The 18,747-nt window shown below is 61.1% G+C and carries 23 protein-coding genes; 7 read left to right on the forward strand and 16 right to left on the reverse strand.

Annotated features, from left to right (window positions below):
* Positions 1 to 33: 33 nt before the first annotated feature.
* From PJL15_RS18800 to ngcE, 4 genes are all read right to left on the reverse strand, one after another.
* A complete protein-coding gene (locus PJL15_RS18800) occupies positions 34 to 576 on the reverse strand; it encodes a GNAT family N-acetyltransferase (protein WP_281452653.1) in 543 nt (180 codons plus the stop codon).
* A gap of 100 nt (positions 577 to 676) precedes the next feature.
* Complete coding sequence (locus PJL15_RS18805) at positions 677 to 1,570, reverse strand: carbohydrate ABC transporter permease (protein WP_281452654.1); 894 nt, start codon at positions 1,568 to 1,570, stop codon at positions 677 to 679.
* Positions 1,570 to 2,589, reverse strand: coding sequence for a carbohydrate ABC transporter permease (locus PJL15_RS18810; protein WP_281452655.1), 1,020 nt, complete (start codon positions 2,587 to 2,589; stop codon positions 1,570 to 1,572). The genes PJL15_RS18805 and PJL15_RS18810 overlap by 1 nt, the downstream gene beginning before the upstream one ends.
* 5 nt (positions 2,590 to 2,594) lie before the next feature.
* Positions 2,595 to 4,004 (reverse strand): N-acetylglucosamine/diacetylchitobiose ABC transporter substrate-binding protein, encoded by a 1,410-nt coding sequence (gene ngcE / locus PJL15_RS18815; RefSeq protein WP_281452656.1) that lies wholly within the window; start codon positions 4,002 to 4,004, stop codon positions 2,595 to 2,597.
* 116 nt (positions 4,005 to 4,120) lie between these two features.
* On the opposite strand from ngcE, the gene PJL15_RS18820 reads away from it, so the two are divergent.
* A complete protein-coding gene (locus PJL15_RS18820) occupies positions 4,121 to 4,513 on the forward strand; it encodes a hypothetical protein (RefSeq protein WP_281452657.1) in 393 nt (130 codons plus the stop codon).
* Between the two features lie 67 nt (positions 4,514 to 4,580).
* On the opposite strand, the gene PJL15_RS18825 is transcribed toward PJL15_RS18820, so the two are convergent.
* The 8 genes from PJL15_RS18825 to PJL15_RS18860 all read right to left on the reverse strand — a co-directional run bounded on the left by PJL15_RS18825 (position 4,581) and on the right by PJL15_RS18860 (position 11,248).
* A complete protein-coding gene (locus tag PJL15_RS18825; RefSeq protein ID WP_281452658.1) occupies positions 4,581 to 4,991 on the reverse strand; it encodes an MmcQ/YjbR family DNA-binding protein in 411 nt (136 codons plus the stop codon).
* Positions 4,992 to 5,029: 38 nt separating this feature from the next.
* Positions 5,030 to 5,854, reverse strand: a complete 825-nt coding sequence (locus PJL15_RS18830; RefSeq protein ID WP_281452659.1) for a polysaccharide deacetylase family protein — start codon at positions 5,852 to 5,854, stop codon at positions 5,030 to 5,032.
* An 84-nt stretch (positions 5,855 to 5,938) separates the two neighbouring features.
* The gene (locus PJL15_RS18835; protein WP_281452660.1) at positions 5,939 to 6,364 is read right to left on the reverse strand and encodes a CoA-binding protein; all 426 of its coding nucleotides are present in this window, start codon (positions 6,362 to 6,364) and stop codon (positions 5,939 to 5,941) included.
* Positions 6,365 to 6,436: 72 nt separating this feature from the next.
* Positions 6,437 to 7,198: a hypothetical protein gene (locus tag PJL15_RS18840; protein ID WP_281452661.1), complete on the reverse strand. Its 762-nt coding sequence runs from the start codon at positions 7,196 to 7,198 to the stop codon at positions 6,437 to 6,439.
* Positions 7,195 to 7,749 (reverse strand): RNA polymerase sigma factor, encoded by a 555-nt coding sequence (locus PJL15_RS18845; protein WP_281452662.1) that lies wholly within the window; start codon positions 7,747 to 7,749, stop codon positions 7,195 to 7,197. The genes PJL15_RS18840 and PJL15_RS18845 overlap by 4 nt, the downstream gene beginning before the upstream one ends.
* A 278-nt stretch (positions 7,750 to 8,027) precedes the next feature.
* Positions 8,028 to 9,536, reverse strand: coding sequence for an HNH endonuclease (locus PJL15_RS18850; protein WP_281452663.1), 1,509 nt, complete (start codon positions 9,534 to 9,536; stop codon positions 8,028 to 8,030).
* A 66-nt stretch (positions 9,537 to 9,602) separates the two neighbouring features.
* Positions 9,603 to 10,205 (reverse strand): TetR/AcrR family transcriptional regulator, encoded by a 603-nt coding sequence (locus PJL15_RS18855; protein WP_281452664.1) that lies wholly within the window; start codon positions 10,203 to 10,205, stop codon positions 9,603 to 9,605.
* Entirely contained in the window at positions 10,202 to 11,248 is a 1,047-nt protein-coding gene (locus tag PJL15_RS18860; RefSeq protein ID WP_281452665.1) for a saccharopine dehydrogenase family protein, read from the reverse strand. Before PJL15_RS18860 ends, PJL15_RS18855 begins: the two co-directional genes overlap by 4 nt.
* A 129-nt stretch (positions 11,249 to 11,377) precedes the next feature.
* Between PJL15_RS18860 and PJL15_RS18865 the strand changes: the two genes are divergently transcribed.
* Positions 11,378 to 11,566 carry a hypothetical protein gene (locus PJL15_RS18865; protein WP_281452666.1) on the forward strand — a complete coding sequence of 63 codons (189 nt, stop codon included), beginning with the start codon at positions 11,378 to 11,380 and terminating at the stop codon, positions 11,564 to 11,566.
* Between the two features lie 23 nt (positions 11,567 to 11,589).
* Here PJL15_RS18865 and PJL15_RS18870 read toward each other — a convergent pair whose 3' ends face one another.
* Both PJL15_RS18870 and PJL15_RS18875 read right to left on the reverse strand, forming a co-directional pair.
* A complete protein-coding gene (locus PJL15_RS18870; protein WP_281452667.1) occupies positions 11,590 to 12,045 on the reverse strand; it encodes an iron chaperone in 456 nt (151 codons plus the stop codon).
* Between the two features lie 289 nt (positions 12,046 to 12,334).
* Positions 12,335 to 13,054, reverse strand: coding sequence for a GntR family transcriptional regulator (locus PJL15_RS18875; protein ID WP_281452668.1), 720 nt, complete (start codon positions 13,052 to 13,054; stop codon positions 12,335 to 12,337).
* A gap of 189 nt (positions 13,055 to 13,243) precedes the next feature.
* On the opposite strand from PJL15_RS18875, the gene PJL15_RS18880 reads away from it, so the two are divergent.
* The 5 genes from PJL15_RS18880 (at position 13,244) to PJL15_RS18900 (ending at position 17,560) form a co-directional block, all read left to right on the forward strand.
* Positions 13,244 to 14,143, forward strand: a complete 900-nt coding sequence (locus PJL15_RS18880; RefSeq protein WP_281452669.1) for an ABC transporter substrate-binding protein — start codon at positions 13,244 to 13,246, stop codon at positions 14,141 to 14,143.
* Between the two features lie 11 nt (positions 14,144 to 14,154).
* On the forward strand, positions 14,155 to 15,129 hold the full coding sequence (locus PJL15_RS18885; RefSeq protein ID WP_281452670.1) for an amino acid ABC transporter permease: 975 nt from the start codon (positions 14,155 to 14,157) through the stop codon (positions 15,127 to 15,129).
* The gene (locus PJL15_RS18890; RefSeq protein ID WP_281452671.1) at positions 15,126 to 15,890 is read left to right on the forward strand and encodes an amino acid ABC transporter ATP-binding protein; all 765 of its coding nucleotides are present in this window, start codon (positions 15,126 to 15,128) and stop codon (positions 15,888 to 15,890) included. The genes PJL15_RS18885 and PJL15_RS18890 overlap by 4 nt, the downstream gene beginning before the upstream one ends.
* Positions 15,891 to 16,013: 123 nt before the next feature.
* Complete coding sequence (locus PJL15_RS18895) at positions 16,014 to 17,186, forward strand: alpha-hydroxy acid oxidase (RefSeq protein ID WP_281452672.1); 1,173 nt, start codon at positions 16,014 to 16,016, stop codon at positions 17,184 to 17,186.
* Positions 17,187 to 17,191: 5 nt separating this feature from the next.
* Complete coding sequence (locus PJL15_RS18900) at positions 17,192 to 17,560, forward strand: RidA family protein (RefSeq protein ID WP_281452673.1); 369 nt, start codon at positions 17,192 to 17,194, stop codon at positions 17,558 to 17,560.
* A 19-nt stretch (positions 17,561 to 17,579) separates the two neighbouring features.
* Here the strand turns inward: PJL15_RS18900 and PJL15_RS18905 are convergent, their stop codons facing one another.
* Together PJL15_RS18905 and PJL15_RS18910 are read right to left on the reverse strand one after the other, a co-directional pair.
* A complete protein-coding gene (locus PJL15_RS18905) occupies positions 17,580 to 17,999 on the reverse strand; it encodes a hypothetical protein (RefSeq protein WP_281452674.1) in 420 nt (139 codons plus the stop codon).
* Entirely contained in the window at positions 17,989 to 18,429 is a 441-nt protein-coding gene (locus tag PJL15_RS18910; protein WP_281452675.1) for a hypothetical protein, read from the reverse strand. The genes PJL15_RS18905 and PJL15_RS18910 overlap by 11 nt, the downstream gene beginning before the upstream one ends.
* Positions 18,430 to 18,747: the final 318 nt, after the last annotated feature.

The following is an 18,747-nucleotide window of genomic DNA, read 5'->3' on the forward strand; positions in this document are numbered from 1 at the left end:
TTCCGTTCCATCCTTTCAGAAAGACAAGGATGCTTAGTCGTGCAGGATGACCTGGTACAGGTTGTGGTCCTGCCAGGTCCCGGCGATTTGCAGGTAATTCGGCGCTGTTCCGAACTTTTGGAAACCCGCCTTCAACAGCACCCGTTGGGAGCCAATGTTGTGCAGGAGGGTTCCCGCTTCCAGACGATGGAGCCCCAACTCGGTCCGGGCTTTCTCCACGATCATCCGGACCGCCGCCGAAGCCAGCCCGCTGCCGGCATAATTCTTGTCAACCCAGTAACCCAGTCCCGCGCTCTGGAACGGGCCGCGGACAACTCCTGCCACATTGAACCTGCCAACAATGGCATCTCCGGCAATCAACGCCAGAGGGTACTGATCGCCAGCCTGGAGTGCGGCAAGGCGCTTTGCAATGTCGGCAGCCTGCCACTCTTCCGTGAAGTACTCCTCGGGACGCATGGGCTCCCAGGCAGAAAGGTAGTCACGGTTGCGGACGTAGGCCGCCGCCAGGGCAGCAGCGTCCGACGGGCGGAGGAGGCGCATGGTTACGCCGGGCCGGAGTTGGCAGGGTTCGAACATCAGCCCATAGTACTTGCCGGCTTTAGCGCCTTAACGCCCGACGGCGACCCGGCACCTTGGGTGCGGACCGCCGTCGAACGCTGTATTTAGCGCAGTTGTGCTACTTGGAGGTGCCCTGCGACACCGAGCCTTGAAGCTGGCGCTGGAAGATGACGTACACGATCAATACCGGAACCACGGTAACCGTCACCGCGGCAAACAGCGCCCCGAAGTCCACCGCGTATCCCATCTGGCCGGCAAACGCCGCGAGTTCCTGGGACAGGACGCGCGGACCGGCGGCGTTGATGGATACCGGGATCAGGAACTGGTTCCACAGGCCCAGGAAGTTGAAGATGGCCACCGAGGCAAGGCCCGGCTTGGCCATGGGCAGCATGACCTGGAAGAACGTCCGCCACTCCCCTGCTCCGTCGAGCGCCGCGGCCTCGGTGATTTCGTGGGGCAGCGACTTGAAGAAGGAGAAAAGGAAGAACACCGTGAACGGGAGCGCGAAGCCAACGTAGACCAGGATCAGGCCCGGCAATGTGTTCAGCAGGCCCATGTTTTTCAGGACGAAGAACAAGGGCACCATGGCCAGGAAGATGGGGAACGTCAGGCCGGCGAGCATCAGGTAGTAGATGGCCCGGCTCCCCGGGAAGGTGTAGCGGGCAAGGACATAGGCGCACATGGCACCCAGCACCATCACGATCACCAGCGCGACAGCCACCACCACCACGGAGTTAAGGAAGGCTTGCCCGATTCCCGCTTCGCTCCACGCCTTGGTGTAGTTGTCCAGGTTCCATTGGGACGGCAAGGCAAACGGCGAGGCAAAGATCTCGCTGGAGGTCTTGAACGAGGACATGACCGTCCACAACAACGGCAGGATGACGATGAGGGTCCAGACGGTCAACGCGGTGTGCGAAACCGCGCCCACCACCTTGTCGCCTGTTGTGGTTGCAGGGGTCCTCGGCTGGAAGTGCAGGGACTTCATCTCCGGACCGGAAACTTTGGTTGTCATTAGAGGCTCACATCCTTATCGCCGCCGGTGAGCCGGTTGACCAGGAAGACCAGGCCGGAGAAGATCAGCGTGGCAATGGCCAACACAACGCCCATGGCACTGGCAAGGCCGAACTGGCCCTTGCTGAAGGCCGTAAAGAACAATTGCTGGGCCATCACAAGCGTCGAGTTGTCCGGACCGCCGCCAGAGTTCAGTGCCGCCATGTAGACGAAAGCATCGAGGGCCAGGATGCCCATGTAGATGTAGGCGGTCTGGATGTTGTCCCGGATCAAAGGAATGGTGATGGAAACGGCGGTACGGAAGCGACCAGCGCCATCAATCCTTGCAGCTTCGAAAAGCTCGGCCGGAATGCCCTTGATACCCGCCACGAACAAGACCATGTAGAAGCCAACGAAGCCCCACACGATCACGAACATCGTGGCAATCATGGCCGTATCCTTGTTGCCCAGCCAAGCAAAGTCCTTGAACTGGTCCATGCCCAACCCGGTCAGCATGCCGTTCAGCAGGCCGCCCGAGGGATCGTAGATCTGGCCCCACATGATGCCGATGGCGATAGCGGGAATCGTGTACGGGAAGAACGAAACCACCCGGTAGAAGCTGGAATTCCGCAGGCCCTTGATCTGGCCCTTGCTGCTTCCACCCACCGTCACCAGCGAGGCCAACACCAAGCTCAGGATGATGGTGATGATCGGCAGGAAGATGACCAGGAGGACGTTGTTCCCCATGGCCTTCATGAAGATATCGTCCGTGAAGATCTTGGCGTAGTTCTCCAGGCCGATGAAGTTCTGGTTGGGCGAGAAGCCGGACCAGTCTGTCAGCGAGTAGCCAAAGGCCTGGATAAACGGCCAAATCACAAACAACAGGTAGATCGCCAGCGGCAGTCCGAGGAACACCGCGAAGAAGCTCACTTTGTCCCACGTCAACGGCTTCCGCCGCCTCTTGACCACCAGCTGCGGCGGTGCCATGACCGGAACGACGGCGGCAAGGCCGTCGTCGTTCCGGCTCTGCTTTGTCTTCACTACGGTCACTTCACTTCGATCTTCTTGACCGAGCTGTCGTTGCGGACCTTGTCGGTGATGTTCTGAAGGGCGGAGGTCAGGGTTGCGACGTCCGACTTGCCGTCCAGGAAGGTGTTCCAGACAACCAGTTGGTCCTTGTTGGTTCCGTACAGGTCGATGAAGTTCCAGGTGTAGATGTTCTCGCCGGCGTCGCCCAGCATCTTGGTCTGGGAAACAAGGGCGGTGGAACCGAAGCCATCGGCCGGAACAGTGTCCTTGACGATGGTGGGGGCCAACTTGGTCTTGGCGAAGTTGGTAGCGGCTTCCTTCGACAGCATGATGCGCAGCATTTCCTTGCCACCGGCCGCATTCTTGCCTTGGGACGGAACAACGTAGGGCTCACCGGCAGCGCTGTGCAGGGCCGTGTACGGCATCTTGGGGCTGGCGCTAACCGACGGGGCCGGGGCGCCCATCATGTTGAAGCCTGCCTTGGTCTGGTCCTTCATCTCGTTTTCGATCCACGAACCTGACGGGTAGAACACTGCCTCCTGGGCATTGCTCCACTGCGCCTGGGCGGCCGTGAACTGCGTACCCGAGCCACCCGGCTTGAAGAAGCCTGCCTTGACGATCTTGTCCAGTGCTGTGAAAACGGACTGGATGGCCGGGTGCGACCAGCAACCTTCCTTGAGGTTCTCCAACGCGAGGCGGACCTCGTCGCCGCCTTCCTTGATGGCTGAGGCGATCGCGAGTTCCTGGTAATACGTGGCAGCTTCCTTGCCCCACACGAACAGGTACTTGCCCTTGGCCTTGGCCTGTTCGCCGAGCGTGTACATTTCATCCCACGTCTTGGGCACGGTCCAGCCGTTTTCCTTAAGGAGGGAGTCGGAGTACCAGACGGCGTAGACGGTCAGCACATAGTTCAGGGCGGCAAGCTTGCCATCGAAAGTACCTGGAGCCAGTACGCCCGTGTACAGGGTGTCCTTGATGACCTTGCCCTCAAGGTTCTTGGCCTCCACAACGGGAGTGAGGTCTTCGAGCTGGGCCAGGATGGTGCTGAAGCCGATGGCCTTTGCACCGGAGTTGTCGATCAGGTCCGGCGGGTTGCCGCCGACGAAGCGGGGCTGGAGTTCCTGGGCGATGTCCGTGGACGGGGCGATCTTGGCGGTGGAGCCATCGTGCGTCTTCTCAAAGATCTTGCCGGCGAAATCCACGTAGTCAATGCCGTAACCGCCCTTGAAGATCACGGCGTCCAGGGTGGCTTTGTCTGCCATGCCGAACGGGTTGGTGTCGGAGACGGTGCCGGTGGGGCCGGTGTTGGTGCTGCCTCCACCGGCAGCGCAGGATGCAATGGTTCCCCCCATGGGCACGAGTACGGCTGCTGCGAGTGCTCCGCGCAGGAATCCACGGCGACCGACGGACTGGTGCTGAATGGTCATTTCAATACCCCTTTTGTGACTCGTAAGGCCGACTCCGGCGGCTAGGGCCGTCCAGTCGGACAGTCTGGGCTGACGCTCTGGCAGCACCAACCTTCGTGTGACATACTTCACCACGAATGATCGAAAATCAATATTTCTCCGCAGTTTCGATCAACATTTGTCAAAGCGTGATCTTTTCACGGACCTTCCGCGAGGGCTGTTCCGCGGTCGGTGAAGGCCACTACGAGCGGCTTCCTTCGCTGCCTAATTCCCTGTATTTCCGTAGTAAATACGGTGATTCGGTGTTTTGCCTCGGCCTTCGTGAGCCTGCGTTTAACTCTCCGGAACCCTCCCGGGCCAACGCGCAAAGCAATCATCCATCGCCCGGTTCGCTCATCCTGGGCAGCGGCGGCATCTACGGGGGCTCTGCGCATTGGTTCGCCGGCTCAGGTTGCTCGTTGAAAGTTCCACAGATGGCCCTGTGTTCTCTGATCCAGCATCAAACCGCTCCTGACCAGCCTGCGGGCTGAGGTCCCTAGGTACGCACTATCAATCTAGTCCCATGTCAGCGCCGTGGGGAGGGGTAACAGGGGTGTGTTAGCTGCCCTGTGGACGGGCCAGTCGCGCCCAACCGAGTTGCTCCTGTTGCTTGCGGCTCAGGGTTGCCACCACGAGGTCGTACGAGTCCTCCACCATGTCCCGGACCATGCCATCAGGCAGAGCACCATCCAGCCGTACGCCGTTCCAGTGGGTCTTGTTCATGTGCCAGGCGCCGGTGATCTCCGGGTGGGCGGCCCTGAGCTGTTCTGCCAGCGCAGGTTCGCATTTCAGGCTCACAGACCAGTTCTCCGGGTCCATGGACGACAATGCGAACATCTTGGCCTCGTGCCTCGCACCCCCGGCGACGGCGGCACGAACTTTGAACACGGAGGTCTCTGGCCCGAACGGGAAGTCCTCAAAGGCACCCGGAAAGCCAAGGCAGATCTCACGGAGCTGGGAAACGTCCATGGAGCGAGCCTACTGGCTTGTCACTTCTGCAAGCACGCCTACACCACGCCCAGGAAGTCCTCAAGCAAGACAACTTCCAGCCCGGCAGCAAGCTGCGCTGCCCGGAAGGCAGCAAGGTCCGCGGCGAACTCGGCCCGGAAATGCATGAGCACAATGTCGCCCGGGCGCAGCGAATTGCCTACCTGGTAGTCCATCTTTCCCGCGTTGGCCTTGGCTTCCCATGTAATGATCGCTTTCATCCCGGCGTCGGCAACGGCTTGGCGCATCACATTGGAATACGCCCCGCCAGGCGGACGAAAAAGCGTAGGCCGGCGGCCGTAATGCTGAAGGGCGTACTCCTGCATCCCCACCATGTCGTTGACCTGCTGCTGGTAGCCCCATTGCCGCACCATGTTGATGTTGTGCGTCACGGTATGGTTTTCCACCAGGCTGCCCTGGGTCTTGAACGCGTTGAAGAACGCCGGATTGTCGGCAATGGTGTCCCTGGTCAGGAACAGAGAGGCCGGGTAGTCGTATTCGGCCATGAGCCTGACCGATTCCGGCGTTTTGATGTTTCCATCGTCGATGGTCAGAAATACCACCGGATGCTTAGTAGGAATCTTTGTGATGACCGGCGCGAGGCCGCCCACAATCGGCGGCAACTGGAAGTCCGGAATGAAACTGCGGCGGATTCTCTTGGTTGCCGTGGGGCTGGGTGTTGGCGTCGGCGTTGCGGAGGCCGTGGGCTCTGCAGTGTCCGTGGGCGCCAGCACCGGCGTCGAATTTTCTGCGCCTTCAGCGGCAGTGCAGGCAGTCAGGCCGGCCACCATGGAAGCGCCGAAGATGCCTAGCGCGGCCCGTCTGCTGGGAATGGAAAATGGCATTGCAGAATGGTCGCCACGCATGGCCGTCCCCCGGGGCTAAAGAGATGAGTCAGCAGCAATCTAGCAGAAGAAGAAGCCTGCAAATTACAAGCCGTAATGCCATCCTTCGCGTGCCGGGCATGAATTCACCACGACATCCAGCCCAGCGTCCCGGGCGCGCTGCGTGGCGTCGTCGTCAAAGACGCCCAACTGGAGCCAGACAGCCTTGGCGCCGACCGCAATCGCTTGGTCGATGACGGCGCCAACGCGCTCGGAATTGACGAAGCAATCAACAACGTCGATGGGGTGTTTTTCCGCGGGAATGTCCGCCAGGCTTTTGTAGCCCTTCTCGCCGTGCACGTCCTCGCCCTTGAGATTGACGGGAATGATCTCCATGCCCATTTTGTCCCGGACATACAGCGACACATCGTAGGCCGAACGCCACTCGTTGTTGCTCAGGCCAACTATGGCCCACGTGCCTTTTGTCCGCATCAACCGCTCGACGACGGCGGGATCGTTGACGTGCATCATGCCCCAAGCCTACTGCCGCCCCCGCAGTGGGAATCACGGCATGGGAATCATGGCCCAAGCCGTGTCAGGTTCCTAGCGTTCCACGGGTTTCTTCAACTGCTTCAGCTTTTCTGCCGCGGCCTTGAGGTCCGCGAAGGGCTGTTGATCGGAGAGCGAAGGAAGCCCACTGCCCGAATATTTGCCGGAGGGGGCAGCACTGGACTGCAGCATAGGATCCGGCGTGGGTGGTGCCGGATCAGCTGCGGGTGGTTGGGGCGCAGCCGGGTGAGGGGCTGGCGGGATGGCGGCGGGTATGGTTCGTGCCGGTGTGTGCCGAATCGGTTGCGGGGCTGCGAGCACCGGAGCGGGTATTTGCATGGGCGCGGCGACCACAGTAGCCGGGGTGGGACGGACTGGCTGGACCGGCTGCGGGATTGCCGCTGGATCTGCCGACGGGGCGGGCGCGGTGCTGACTTTGGGAGCATCGGGAGCCAGCACAACGGGAGCCGCAGGGGCCGTATGAGGAACGAAGCTTCCAAAGAGTCCTTCAAAGGAAGGACTCCGCGTGAATCCGGAACTCGCAGCGGCAACACCGCTTACCCCGAGTCCCATCGCCGCCACGACGGCAACACCGACCACCGCAGTCCGGTGCTTGTGCCGCCAACGGCGCTTGGTCACTTCGTCGTGTGGTCCTGCCAGCATGGCTGCGAGTTCCTTGCTCGGCGCAGGGGCCGCTGCGTCGCTGAAATGCCCCATGGCCAGAAGCACCTGCCGGACGTCCGCGGTATCGGCCAGATCTGCGTCGAGCAACAGCTCGTCCACAATCTGTTCGCGTTCCAAATCCTTGAATGTCATGGCGACACGTATTCCTTTACTGCCGAATGCTCACGGAGTGCAATGACTGCCCGACGTTGCAGCTGCTTCACTGCTCCGGCGGATTTCCCCATGATTCCGGCCACCTGCTCCACGGTGAGGCCTGCCACGAGGCGGAGGGTCAGGACCTCCCGCTGCTCTTCGCCCAGGTTTTCCAAAAGCGCCATCACTTCATAGGGCGCCAAGCGGAGCATGGCTTCGCTCTCGGCGGAGTTCGATTCGCGCACATCCCGTTCGGGTTCGAACTCATGCTGGTCCGGTGCCCGGCTTTCCTTCCGGTGCTCGTCGACCATACGGGCGTGGGCTACCGAGAAGATGAAGGTCCTTAGACCGTTCACGCCCCCGCTGATGCCGTCCAGACGAGGCAGGACGGCCAGGAAGACATCCTGCGTGGTGGCTTCCGGATCCGCGACGCCCTTCGCCGTCAAGTACCCGAGAACCTGTCCGGCGTACGCCTGGTAGACGGCGCTGAACAGTTCCGCGTTATTGCCTTGGAGTGCATGTAGCGCTTCATCGGTCAATGCGTCGGTCACAGAATTCGGACTTTCGATCGGCGACTGGTCCAGGCTGGAAGCCAGGTCAACCGACTTTCACACCGGATGACCCCACCAAGGGTAACTGCTCTGCCGGGCCCACCAAAGGAGGAACCCCTTGGTCCGCAAGTCTTCCGGACAAGGAAGAGCCGAGCTGGAAGATGATGGGGGACAAATTCCAGCTCGGCCCTTTCAAAGACGTAATCGTCAGGGCACGCCAAAGGGTTACGCAGAAGCACAAACTTTTTGAAATCTCTTCGTGGGCGTCCGGACAAGGCTCACACGACGGCGGCTGGTGGCATTTTGGAGGGCGGCTTGACGGACACCGTTGAGGCTCTGGAGCCGGGCATCGCAGCGGCCTTGGGGCCGGGCGGCACCAGGGTTGTGAAGCCTGGTAGGGGTGGGGCTTTTGATTGGTAGGTGTGTCCGGTGGGTGTTTGGAGTTTGAGGGTGTGGCGGGTTTCGGGGTTGGCGTTGCCCTGGGTGGTGGTTGCGGTCCAGCCGGGGTGTTCTTTGGTGTGGTTGCAGGCTTCGCAGAGCCCGGCGCCGTTCTCCAGTGTGGTGGCTCCGCCGTTGTGCCAGGGCACGACGTGGTCGATGTGCCGGATGGGCGCATCGCAGTACGGTGTGCGGCAGGTAGCATCGCGGGTCTCAATGAAGCGTCGCAGCCTCGGTGGGAAGAGCCGTGATTTGGAGTCCGTGGTCAGCAGCTCCCCGGTGGTTGGGGCGGTGTAGAGCCGCCGTAACCAGACGCCGTACTCGGGATCCCGCACAGTGGCCCCTGACCGCCCGTCACTGCTGGCTGCGCGTTCGGGGTCGCCTGCCGGTGTGGGGTTGGTGAGCTCGCGTGCCCAGTGGGCCGGAACGATGCCGTAGCCCTGAAGCCTCGCCGGTTCACTCTCCCCCTGGAACAAAGTCCGGTCGGTCATGACGAGCTGGACCTCGACGCCGTTGATTCCTCCGGGTTTGCCGGTGATCCGTTCGACGAGGATATCGGCCATGACCTGGCTCCGGGTCCGCTCCCCACCCCCGGCACCGGTCCCTGCACGCGACCGGCCAGAGTCCGCCGCCCGCGACAACGCCGCATAAACCGCGACGCCTTGGGCAGCCGGCAGCAACGCGGTCAGGACCGTCATGGTATCCGGGGCAGGGCGCAGGCCCACGGTCCGGTCGGACGCGGCACGGGCAGCACGCTGGGCCACCGACCGGGGATCCCGCTGATACGCCGCAGCCTTCGCGGCGGCGATGATCTCCTTGTCCCCGACCCCCTCAAAGGTCCCGGCATCGGCACCGAGTTCCGCATCAACCGCGGACCGGTCCTCCACAGACAAACAGGCTGTTTCCCTCACCAGCAACGTAGCCCGCCACTCATTCAAGAGCCCTGCTTCCAGCGCGGCCATCGTGTGCGGCATCTCCGTGACAAGAGCCTTCGCCAACCCCAACAACCGCGAGCCCTTGTTCGGGGACTCCCGCCGCGCCAAAGCCACCTGCGCTCCCACATCCCTGCCCCGCTCGGACACTGGAACACCCGCCGCAGCCTGGCCGGCGCGCACACCCACATCGAACGCAACCGCCACCCTCGCCTGCAAAGCGGTGATGGCGGACTTCAGCTCCTCCAGAGCACGGAGCTGATCAATCAACTCACCGCTCCCGTCGCCGAGACGGACGGCACCCAAAAGTACGATCAGATCAGAAACCCGGGGTGTCGACTCCAGGGACAATAGACTCGCGACAGGATCAGGCTCACCTACCGCTGCGCCCGCTTGCCAGCCCCGAATCTGCTCCATGCCCCAACTCTTCCAGCCACCAAAAGAGCACAGAAGGCACCAACCGCCCTATGTGGAAAACCCGGCCTACTCCCCGTGAATCAACCACTGCGCAGTCCGGATGATTGCTTGGTCTCCTTGCGGCGTTCGCAACCCTGCGATCTCTGAGCGCGTGACGGCCGCACCCTCGAACAAGCTCACAACAGTTGCCGCCACAGCATTGATTTCCTGCTCCGAAAGCCCCGGCCTGCCTCGCCGGACCAAACCCCGCACGTGCGCGCAATATTGAAAATAGAACCCCCGGAGGGCACTGGCGGCGCCTTCGTCTGCGGCAGCCAGGGCCCAGATCTCAAGGTGCATCCTGACGTCGGCCATGTCCGAATGTTCCTGGAGCAACGCAGCCAGCAGCCGGTAAGAATCATCCCGGCCCAGCCGACCCGCGGCCTCCGGCGAAAGGTCCACATCGGTGACGTCGTTGAGCCGTTGAAGGGAGCGTTCGAGCGCCCGCTCAAGCACTGCGCGAATAAGGTCAGCGCGGGTGGGATAGTAGTGCTGCAAGTGTCCGATCCGCACCCCGGCGGCGGCCGCGAAGTCCCGCATGGCGGCGTTTGCGTTGCCTTTGGTGACCAGTACTTCTTCAGCAGCATCCAGGAGGGCCGCCTTCCGCAGCGCGCCCTTGGTTTCGGTCATGGCCTCAATATTGTCACACCGTAAGACTCGAGTTTGGCGAGCTGGGCAGCCGGTTCCGGAGTGGATTCAGGGAAGAAAACGCCGGGCTGGGCGTCGTGGTGAAGCACCGCTTGGAGTCCAAGGAGTCCTCCCACCGCAGTGAGGTGTGCTTGGCCCAACGTATCGGAGATGACGGCCGTCCTGGTGCCCCGTGGTCCACTCACATCGACGCGGATTTGCGCTGTCCCACCCGACCCCGGCGAGTAAAGGAGTGACCGTCGCAGCGGAGCCCATTTCTCTCCGCTGCCCCAACGGAACAGCCCAACCGCACGTGCGGCGAGCAACGCCGTCGTCGATGTATTGGAGCTGAACCCAATTCTTGTGGCCACGGATTCCGCACCCAGCGTGAGCGGCAGCGTGAATTGCTCGGGCGTGTCCAGCCGGGCAACTTTGGTCCGATGTCCGGCGATGTCCACCCAGCGGGTGTCAGTTAAGGGGCGTACGACGGCGGCCTTACCGCCTTTTCGTGCCTCGAACTCAAGTCCCAGCCGATCCATGAAGTCGACAGAGTCAACTCCTGCTTGGTCGTTGACGTCGTATCTGATGGAAATGTCCACGTCGACCGCTTCACCCACCTCTTGGGCCAATGCCGCGGCGACTGTATTGGTGACGCCACCCATCCATCCTGAACTCAGCAGCACGGGCGCCGTCGGTTTCAATAGCGTTGCCACCGTGATAGCCCGGGTGACCCGGCTGGTCCAACGGGTGACGTCAACGTAGGGTATGCCGGCGCTGACCGCGGCGCGGAGCACCCTGTCCTGAGGGTCATTGACTGTACTGATCACCGCCCTGACCCGCGCTTCGAAGGGTTCCGGCTGGCTGAGGTCCCACTTTTGAACGCCGACGTTTTCATCGGCCAAGTGTGCTGCCTGGTCGGGATTCCTGCCCGTCAGGAGCAGCGGCCAGTGCGCCGAGGCGTGGCGCGTGAGTGCGGTGCCCACGGTTCCGTAGCCACCGACAATCAGCACAGGGCCTGCGGTATCGAGCTTGAGGAGATCATTCATGATTTGATTTTAGGTCATATGACCTAAAACGTGGAAACTGTCCTCAATGTGGTGGCGCATCGGAGCGTCCGTGCCTAGGCTGCTGTTATCTACCCCGAGCAACATGCGCCAGCACGCAAAGGAGAGATCATGACACTGCCCCCGACCCACGAGCCCGAACCGTTCCCACCGGATCCCGGCCCCGTTCCGCCGCCTCCGGACCCCACCACGCCGTTTCCTCCGAGCCCTATACCGGACCCCAACCCCACTCCGGGACCTTCGCCGGTCCCCGACCCCGGCCCCGTTCCGCCAACCCCCAACCCGGACCCGACGTACTGACCGGCGGGGCCAAATAGCAACAGCTAGCCGAGCGCCCTTTTAATCAGCTCCACGATCCTGGCTTCCACGTCGGGCGTGATTTCCTTGAGCGCAAAGGACGTGGGCCACATCGCGCCGTCGTCCAGCATGGCGTTTTCCTCAAAGCCGAGCGTCGCATAGCGTGACTTGAACTTGTCCGCACTCTTGAAGAAGACGATGTTCTTGCCGTCCTTGGCGTAGGCAGGCATCCCGTACCAGGTCTTGGGTGCCAGCTCCGGAGCGTGCTCCTTCACAAGGGCGTGCAGGCGTTCAGCCATGACCTTGTCCGACTCCGGCATCTCCGCAATCTTGGCCATCACATCCGCCTCGCCGTCAGCTGCGCTAGCCTTCTTGCGCGGAGATTTCTTGAGTTCCTGCGCGCGCTCCTTCATGGCGGCGCGCTCATCCTCTGTGAAGCCCTCGTAGGACTTGCCCTTGCCGGTGGTTGTGGTCCAAGCCATTTGCCCGTCTCCTCAGTTGGTCGGTATCCGATACCCAAAACGCTACGACTGGGCCGAGGCTGCGGGCTTCTCCAAAACTGCTCGATTACCCTAACGATGGTGCTGCGGTTTGGGCAGCCCCCGGGTGAAGCGCCAGCGGCCTAACCCGTGGCTCCGGGGCCGAATCCTGCTATGAGAACTGTTCATGCAGCTTCCGCAGCACCGAGCTGCACCAAAGGCCCTGCCATTGGGACGGCCTAATTCCTACGTGACGTCCAAGTCCGGCTCGCCGCACCGCGCCGACAACCAACTAATCAGCGTCAAGGGCGGGGTTGAATCTTGGGAGCCCCTGCAGGCGGCAGCTGATCCCACTGATATGAGCAGCCATCGCCGCCTCAGCCAACGCAGTGTCGTTGGCTCTGAAGGCTTCAATAATGGCTCCGTGCTCGAGTTGCGTGTCATCTCCGCTGAGATCATTCTGAACCATCAAGCGGAACCGCTGGATGTGACCTTCGACCGAGCCGTAAGCCCTGACCAGGAATTCGTTGTCGGTCGCTTCCACAATGAGCCGATGAAATTCTTCGTCCGCACGCCAGTAGGCACGATACCCGGCAAATGTACTGCCTCCATGGCGCGATTGATCGAGAACCCGGTGGACCCGTTCAAGCTCCGGGACCAGCCTCGAGGCGGAGTTTTCGCAGGCCAAACGTGCACATGCTGGTTCAAGGACATGTCGCGTAGTGAGAAGGGCGACGGCATCTTTGGCTGTAGGCTCGGGGGCCACCCTGTAGCCCCTGAGGGCCTCGCGCCTTATCATTCCCGTGGCTTCAAGACGTGCCAAGGCCTCGCGGACAGGGGTGGATGAGACCTTGAAACGCTTGGCCAGGCCATCAATGCTCAAGGGCGCACCCGTGGGAATTTTATCGTCCAACAGCAAGGAAAGAACTGCCTCGAAGACCTGGTCCGCCAACATAGGCCGCGAGGGTATGAGGTCTTCTACTTCTTCAGCTGGAACGGTGTTCGTGTTCATACAGGGTCCCCTATGTTATCGGGCAGGCTACAAACATTACCCATATATCGACCAAGCCACGCGACTCCTTGGCAAGAAATCGTGCATGATGTACGGTACATCCTACCGGCAAAAGTGGTGACGTGAAACACATTGGGGTGTTGAACGCCACTTCCGGTCCATCACCCCTCAACTTCTAAGGCGCATTCGATGAATCAGCTCCGATCAATCCTGACGACTGCAACCCTCTTGGTGACGGCCTGTGGCCTCCTGGCGGGATGTTCAAACCCTGACGGCTCCGGCACCAGCGCTGAGAAGCCCGCTTCCGCTGCCGAGGCCACGTCGGTAGACGAAGCGGCTGCTGCAGCTTTGCCACAGTCCGTGCGTGACAAAGGAACCCTGGTGGTGACAATGAGCCAGAGCTCTCCCCCACTTCACTTCATGGACGGCAACACTACGGTCGGCGTTGACCCGGAACTTGCCGTTGCCCTGGGCCAAACTCTTGGGCTGAAGACCGAAGTACAAAGTGGACCGTTCGACGGCATCATCCCCGGCATCAGCGCCGGTAAGTTCGACATGGCAATCTCACAGATGTCCCCCTCCACTGAGCGTATGAAGGTTCTCGACTTCGTTGACTACTACCAGTCCGGAAGCGGCATTGGCGCCGCACCAGGCAACCCCCAGAACCTCACGCCGGATGCTCTGTGTGGCAAGCGAGTTGGCGTGCTGAAAGGTTCATTTCAGGACCTGAAACGTGTCCCTGCGCTCTCTGCAGCCTGCACAACCACCGGAAAGCCCGCGATCGAGACCATGACGTACCCGGATATGCAGGCACCAAGTCTGGCTTTGGCGGCCGGACGTCTTGATGCCGTCTACGTCGACGGCCCCACGCTGGGATACGCCATCAAGCAGGGCGCCAAGATTGAACTCGTTGGCGAGAAAGACCTCTCCCCCGTGAGCATCGGATTCAAGAAGGGCGCCGGCATGGAGAAGGCCGTTCAGCTCGGCTTGGAAGCGATGTCCAAGAATGGAAAATACAAGGAAATCCTTGATAAATGGGGCGTGGGCAACGGAGCGATTTCTGACTTCGCCTTCAACAAGGCCCAGTAAGAAGGCACAACATGACAAGCACAATAGCCTTCGAGGGAAAGCAGCCTTCAGCAGTGGATGACAAAACCCAAAGCCTCCTCCTTGGACGTCCGCATAAACACCACGGAGCAATGTGGCTGACAGCCACGGTCGTTCTTGTCGGCGTAATGCTTGTGACCTATTCACTGGTGACGAATGAACGTTACGAGTGGGATGTAGCTTTCTCCTGGTTCACCTCAGAAAGGCTGTTTACCGGTCTTCTGCGGACGCTGGGCCTCACAGCCATCTCCATGGTGGTCGGCATCGTAGTTGGCGTTCTCCTGGCATTGGCCCGGTTGGCCCCGAATGCAATCGTCGCCGGGGTTGCCGCCTTCCTCATATGGTTCTTCCGCGGGGTACCCGTGTTCGTTCAACTCCTCTTCTGGGGCTTCATCGCAGCGATCTACCCACGGATTGAAATCGGCGTCCCGTTCGGACCGGAATTCTTCTCCGTCGACGCCAACGTCCTCATTACGCCCTTTGTCGCTGCGGTCCTGGGTCTTGGGCTGAACGAAGGGGCCTACATGTCCGAAATCGTTCGGGCAGGCTTGCTGAGTGTCAACCGCGGCCAAACGGAGGCCGCCACTGCACTGGGCATGCGGCGCTTCGCAATACTCACCCGCGTCGTCCTCCCACAGGCCATGAAGGTCATTGTTCCTCCCACGGGAAATCAGACCATCTCGATGCTCAAGACGACCTCCTTGGTCAGCGTCCTGGCGTTCCCCGAGCTTCTCTACTCAGCTCAGCTGGTTTACAGCGCCAACTTCAAAACCATCCCCCTCCTCATCGCCGCGAGCATGTGGTACCTGGTGGTCACCAGCATCTTGAGCCTCGGCCAGTACTTCATCGAACGTCACTACAACCGCGGGACTGTCACCACCCGCCGGACCAGACAGCGGGCCACCCCTCGTCGCTCCAAGTCCGCAATTGCTGCTGCAACAACGAGCTCAAAAGAAGGCCAGTCATGAACGATGTGATGATCGAGGCAAAAGGCGTCACCAAGAACTTTGGCGACCTTCAGGTACTTAAAGGAATCGACCTGATGATCCCGCAGGGAAGTGTCACCTGCATCATTGGACCTTCCGGTTCGGGTAAGTCAACCTTCCTGCGTTGCATCAACCAGCTCGAATCCCTGGATGGGGGCTACATCGTAGTGCAGGGAGAACCTGTGGGCGTCAAGATCAAAAATGCCCGGCTCCATACAAAAAGCCACGCCGAATCAGCCAAAATGCGCGAAAACATCGGCATGGTCTTTCAAGGATTCAATCTCTTTCCTCACATGACGGTGTTGCAAAATATCTGCGAAGCGCCCATAAGAGTCAAGCGGCAAAATCCCAAAACGGTTCGGGACCGGGCTCGGGTACTCCTGGATCGGGTGGGGCTTTCCGCCAAAGCAGACGCATACCCCTCGTCCCTTTCCGGCGGGCAGCAACAGCGTGTTGCCATTGCCCGGGCACTGGCGATGGAACCCAGCCTGATGCTTTTCGATGAACCAACATCCGCTCTGGACCCGGAACTCGTAGGTGAAGTACTGGACGTCATGCGTGCCCTCGCCCAAGCCGGTATGACGATGATCGTTGTGACGCATGAAATTGGATTTGCCCGTGAGGTTGGCGACCACCTGATTTTCATGGACGGCGGCGGAATCGTCGAGCAAGGGGACCCCCGAACGGTACTGAAGGACCCGCAGCATGAGCGAACAAAGCAGTTTCTGGCGAAGGTCATCTAGACCTCATCGCCTGGCCAAGTCGAACAAAGCAGAAACTCGATATGCAGTTCGGGAGGGACCTGTTCTCAACCCCTCCTCTGCCAACCACTGACTCCAAACCAAAATGGAAAGAAGTACTAACAAATGTCTCAACGCGTCTTGAGCGCCGCCGGGATGAAGCAGGCGGCATACCGCCGGCTTCCCAAAATGATGTTCGACTTCCTCGAAGGAGGGGTCCTCGATGAAGTCACGGCTGCCCGGAACATCGAGGCCATGCAGTCGGTTACCTACCGCCAGCGGGCTTTCCCTGACGTAGCCCACATGGACCTCTCATCTTCGATGCTTGGCCAAAAAACAGAGGTTCCCTTCTTCATCGGGCCGATGGGCATGCTGGGAATGATCCATCCGGACGCCGATCCAGGCATCGCCCGCGCCATCACGGACTTGGGCGGAATCTTCATCCACAGCGCATGGTCGGGCGTAGCCCTCCCGGAAGTGGTTGTAGCTGCAGCACCAGGCCGCGTATGGGCACAAGCCCAGTTCTGGAAGGAACGCCGCCACACCGAACGGCACCTCGCCGAAGCGCAGGACCTGGGCATTGACGTTCTGGTTCTTCCCGGAGATTGCACTGTAGGCGAAGATCGGGAACGGGAAATGCAGCACGGCATGACCCGCCTTCCCCCGGCCCTGTCCCTTCCCGATATCGTTTCCTGCGCCATGCATCCCAGGTGGGTTGCCGGTGTCCTTTTCGGAGGACGCAAAGCCACGTACGGCAACTACCAGCCAGAGGGGCGCCCGCTGAGGATGCCGGAAATGAAGCCCTTCATGAAGGCCAACAAAGACCTCACGGTCTCTTGGAAGGACGTCCAAAAGACGCGGCAGCAATGGCCAGGGAAGCTGGTCATCAAGGGCATTATGTGCGCGGAAGATGCCAGGATCGCCATCGACCTCGGCGCCGACGCGGTCTACGTGTCCAACCTTGGAGGCCGTCAGTTTGACCGTGGCGCAGCCACAATCGACGTGCTCGATGAAGTCGTGGCCGAAGTCAACGGGCAGGTGGAGGTCTACTGTGACGGAGGTGTCCACCGCGGGTCTGACGTGTTGAACGTCCTGAGCCGCGGTGCCCAGGCCGCCGGAATCGGTCGGGCGGCGGCGTACGCGTTGGCCGCAGGGGGAGGCACAGCAGCTGCCCAGCTCCTTGCCACAATGCGGTCTGAGCTAAAGATTGCCATGGGCTTTTGCGGGGTCAACACCATCGGAGACATCAGCCCTTCCGTTCGCCGTGAAGCTCTGCCCGAGAAAGCAGCGGCACTTTGAGCGCCGTGCGGCGTTATCCAGAGTCCGCAAAACCAGGCGCCCTGTCCAGCGACGTGACTGTGGTCGGGGGGCTGGCTTTCGTCACCTCCATCCCCACTGATTCCAATGGCGATCTGGCAGGAGAGACCATAGAGCAACAGAGCATCGCCGTCATTGAGAACATGCGCGCAGACCTGGAGCGCTGCGGCTCTGACCTGAATCGAGTCGCCCACCTGACCATCTACCTGACCGACATCGAGAACCAGCGTGCGGGGTTTAACGAAATCTACCGGACCTACTTCACGGACGCCCTGCCTGTCCGATGCGCAGTCGGAATCGCACGTTTAGCTCGTCCCGGGATGCATGTGGAGCTTACGGCCGTGGCGGCTATCTGAAGACACTCCCTGGGGCTGCTCAGGCCACGCAATAGCCCCAGCTGGTGGAGATGGCGTGGACGTGGGAGGCCAGCTCCCGCACTCCAACCGGGGCACCGTCGGGCAGCGTGTAGTTGTGCCGGTAACTCAGCAAGCCGTTGCGTTCGGCGTCGTCCAGGATCATGTCCTTGGCATCGTCGGGCTCGATGAGGCGATACCCGCGCAGGTCGAGGGTTTTCAGCGCTTCAGTGTTGCCTGCACCCGGCGGGCCGGGTGCGACAACAACAGCGTGTCCCGCCGTCATGACGTCCTGCTGCCGCGCCATGAAGGCCTTCGCCAGCCGAACCACCGCGACGTCGTCAAAGTAGGCCAGCTGAACATCCGGAGCCCGCTCCAGTTCATTGCCCGGGGCGTACAACTCGGTCAGTGCCGCGTGAACGGCACCCCGCTCAGCGGCCAACAGCCGCCCTGACCTCATTGAACTCGCGCTCGGTCAGGAGGTCCTGCGCGAACGCTCCCACCACTTGGTCCCATGTGCCCGGGATGCAACCCTCATGCGGGTACGGGGCGTCCTCACCGTCCGTGTAGCTCAGGGACTTCAACCGTTCGAGCAGCTCCACCCTGGGGGTGTCGCACACAAACGCCCGAAGGATGATCTCCTCAGGCGCTCCGGCCGAAAGGACATCCGGGCGTCGCTCGATGGCTTTCAGCATCCGGTGCACCTTTGCCTGGCTGGTCACCAGAACATCGGCGATCTCGCGCTGGTTCATGCCGCGCGAGGAGGCGTTGTGAACTGCGCGCAGTTCATCAAGCAGATCCACCCGCTGGCGGGCCTGACGCTGCCGGGCACCACGATGCAGTGCTGCAAGATCATTGTCCATCACGATCACAGCTGCTCCCTTTAGACATACTCAGTCCACAGCGTTGATTCACAGTGAATCAACGCTCCCTATGTCCACCTGGTGCGGAGATGCCCTGCGGTTTTCTTGAGGTTTTCCTGAGGAAGTGCTGATCGAACACAGGATTTGTTCTTGATCCAGGCCCGGCAAAGTAATTCCTGTCAGCCACACAGGCTGAAAACAACAGGCCGGCCGGTCTCACGGTGGCCACCCGAAAGGACACTGATCCCCATGGCCATCAGCCTCAAAACCACCTCCGGCAAAATCCTCGCCTCCGTCGCACTGGTCGGCACCGCAGCCGCCGTCGCC

The organism is Paenarthrobacter nitroguajacolicus (assembly GCF_029952445.1).
In the GTDB taxonomy this organism is placed as follows: domain Bacteria; phylum Actinomycetota; class Actinomycetes; order Actinomycetales; family Micrococcaceae; genus Arthrobacter; species Arthrobacter nitroguajacolicus_B.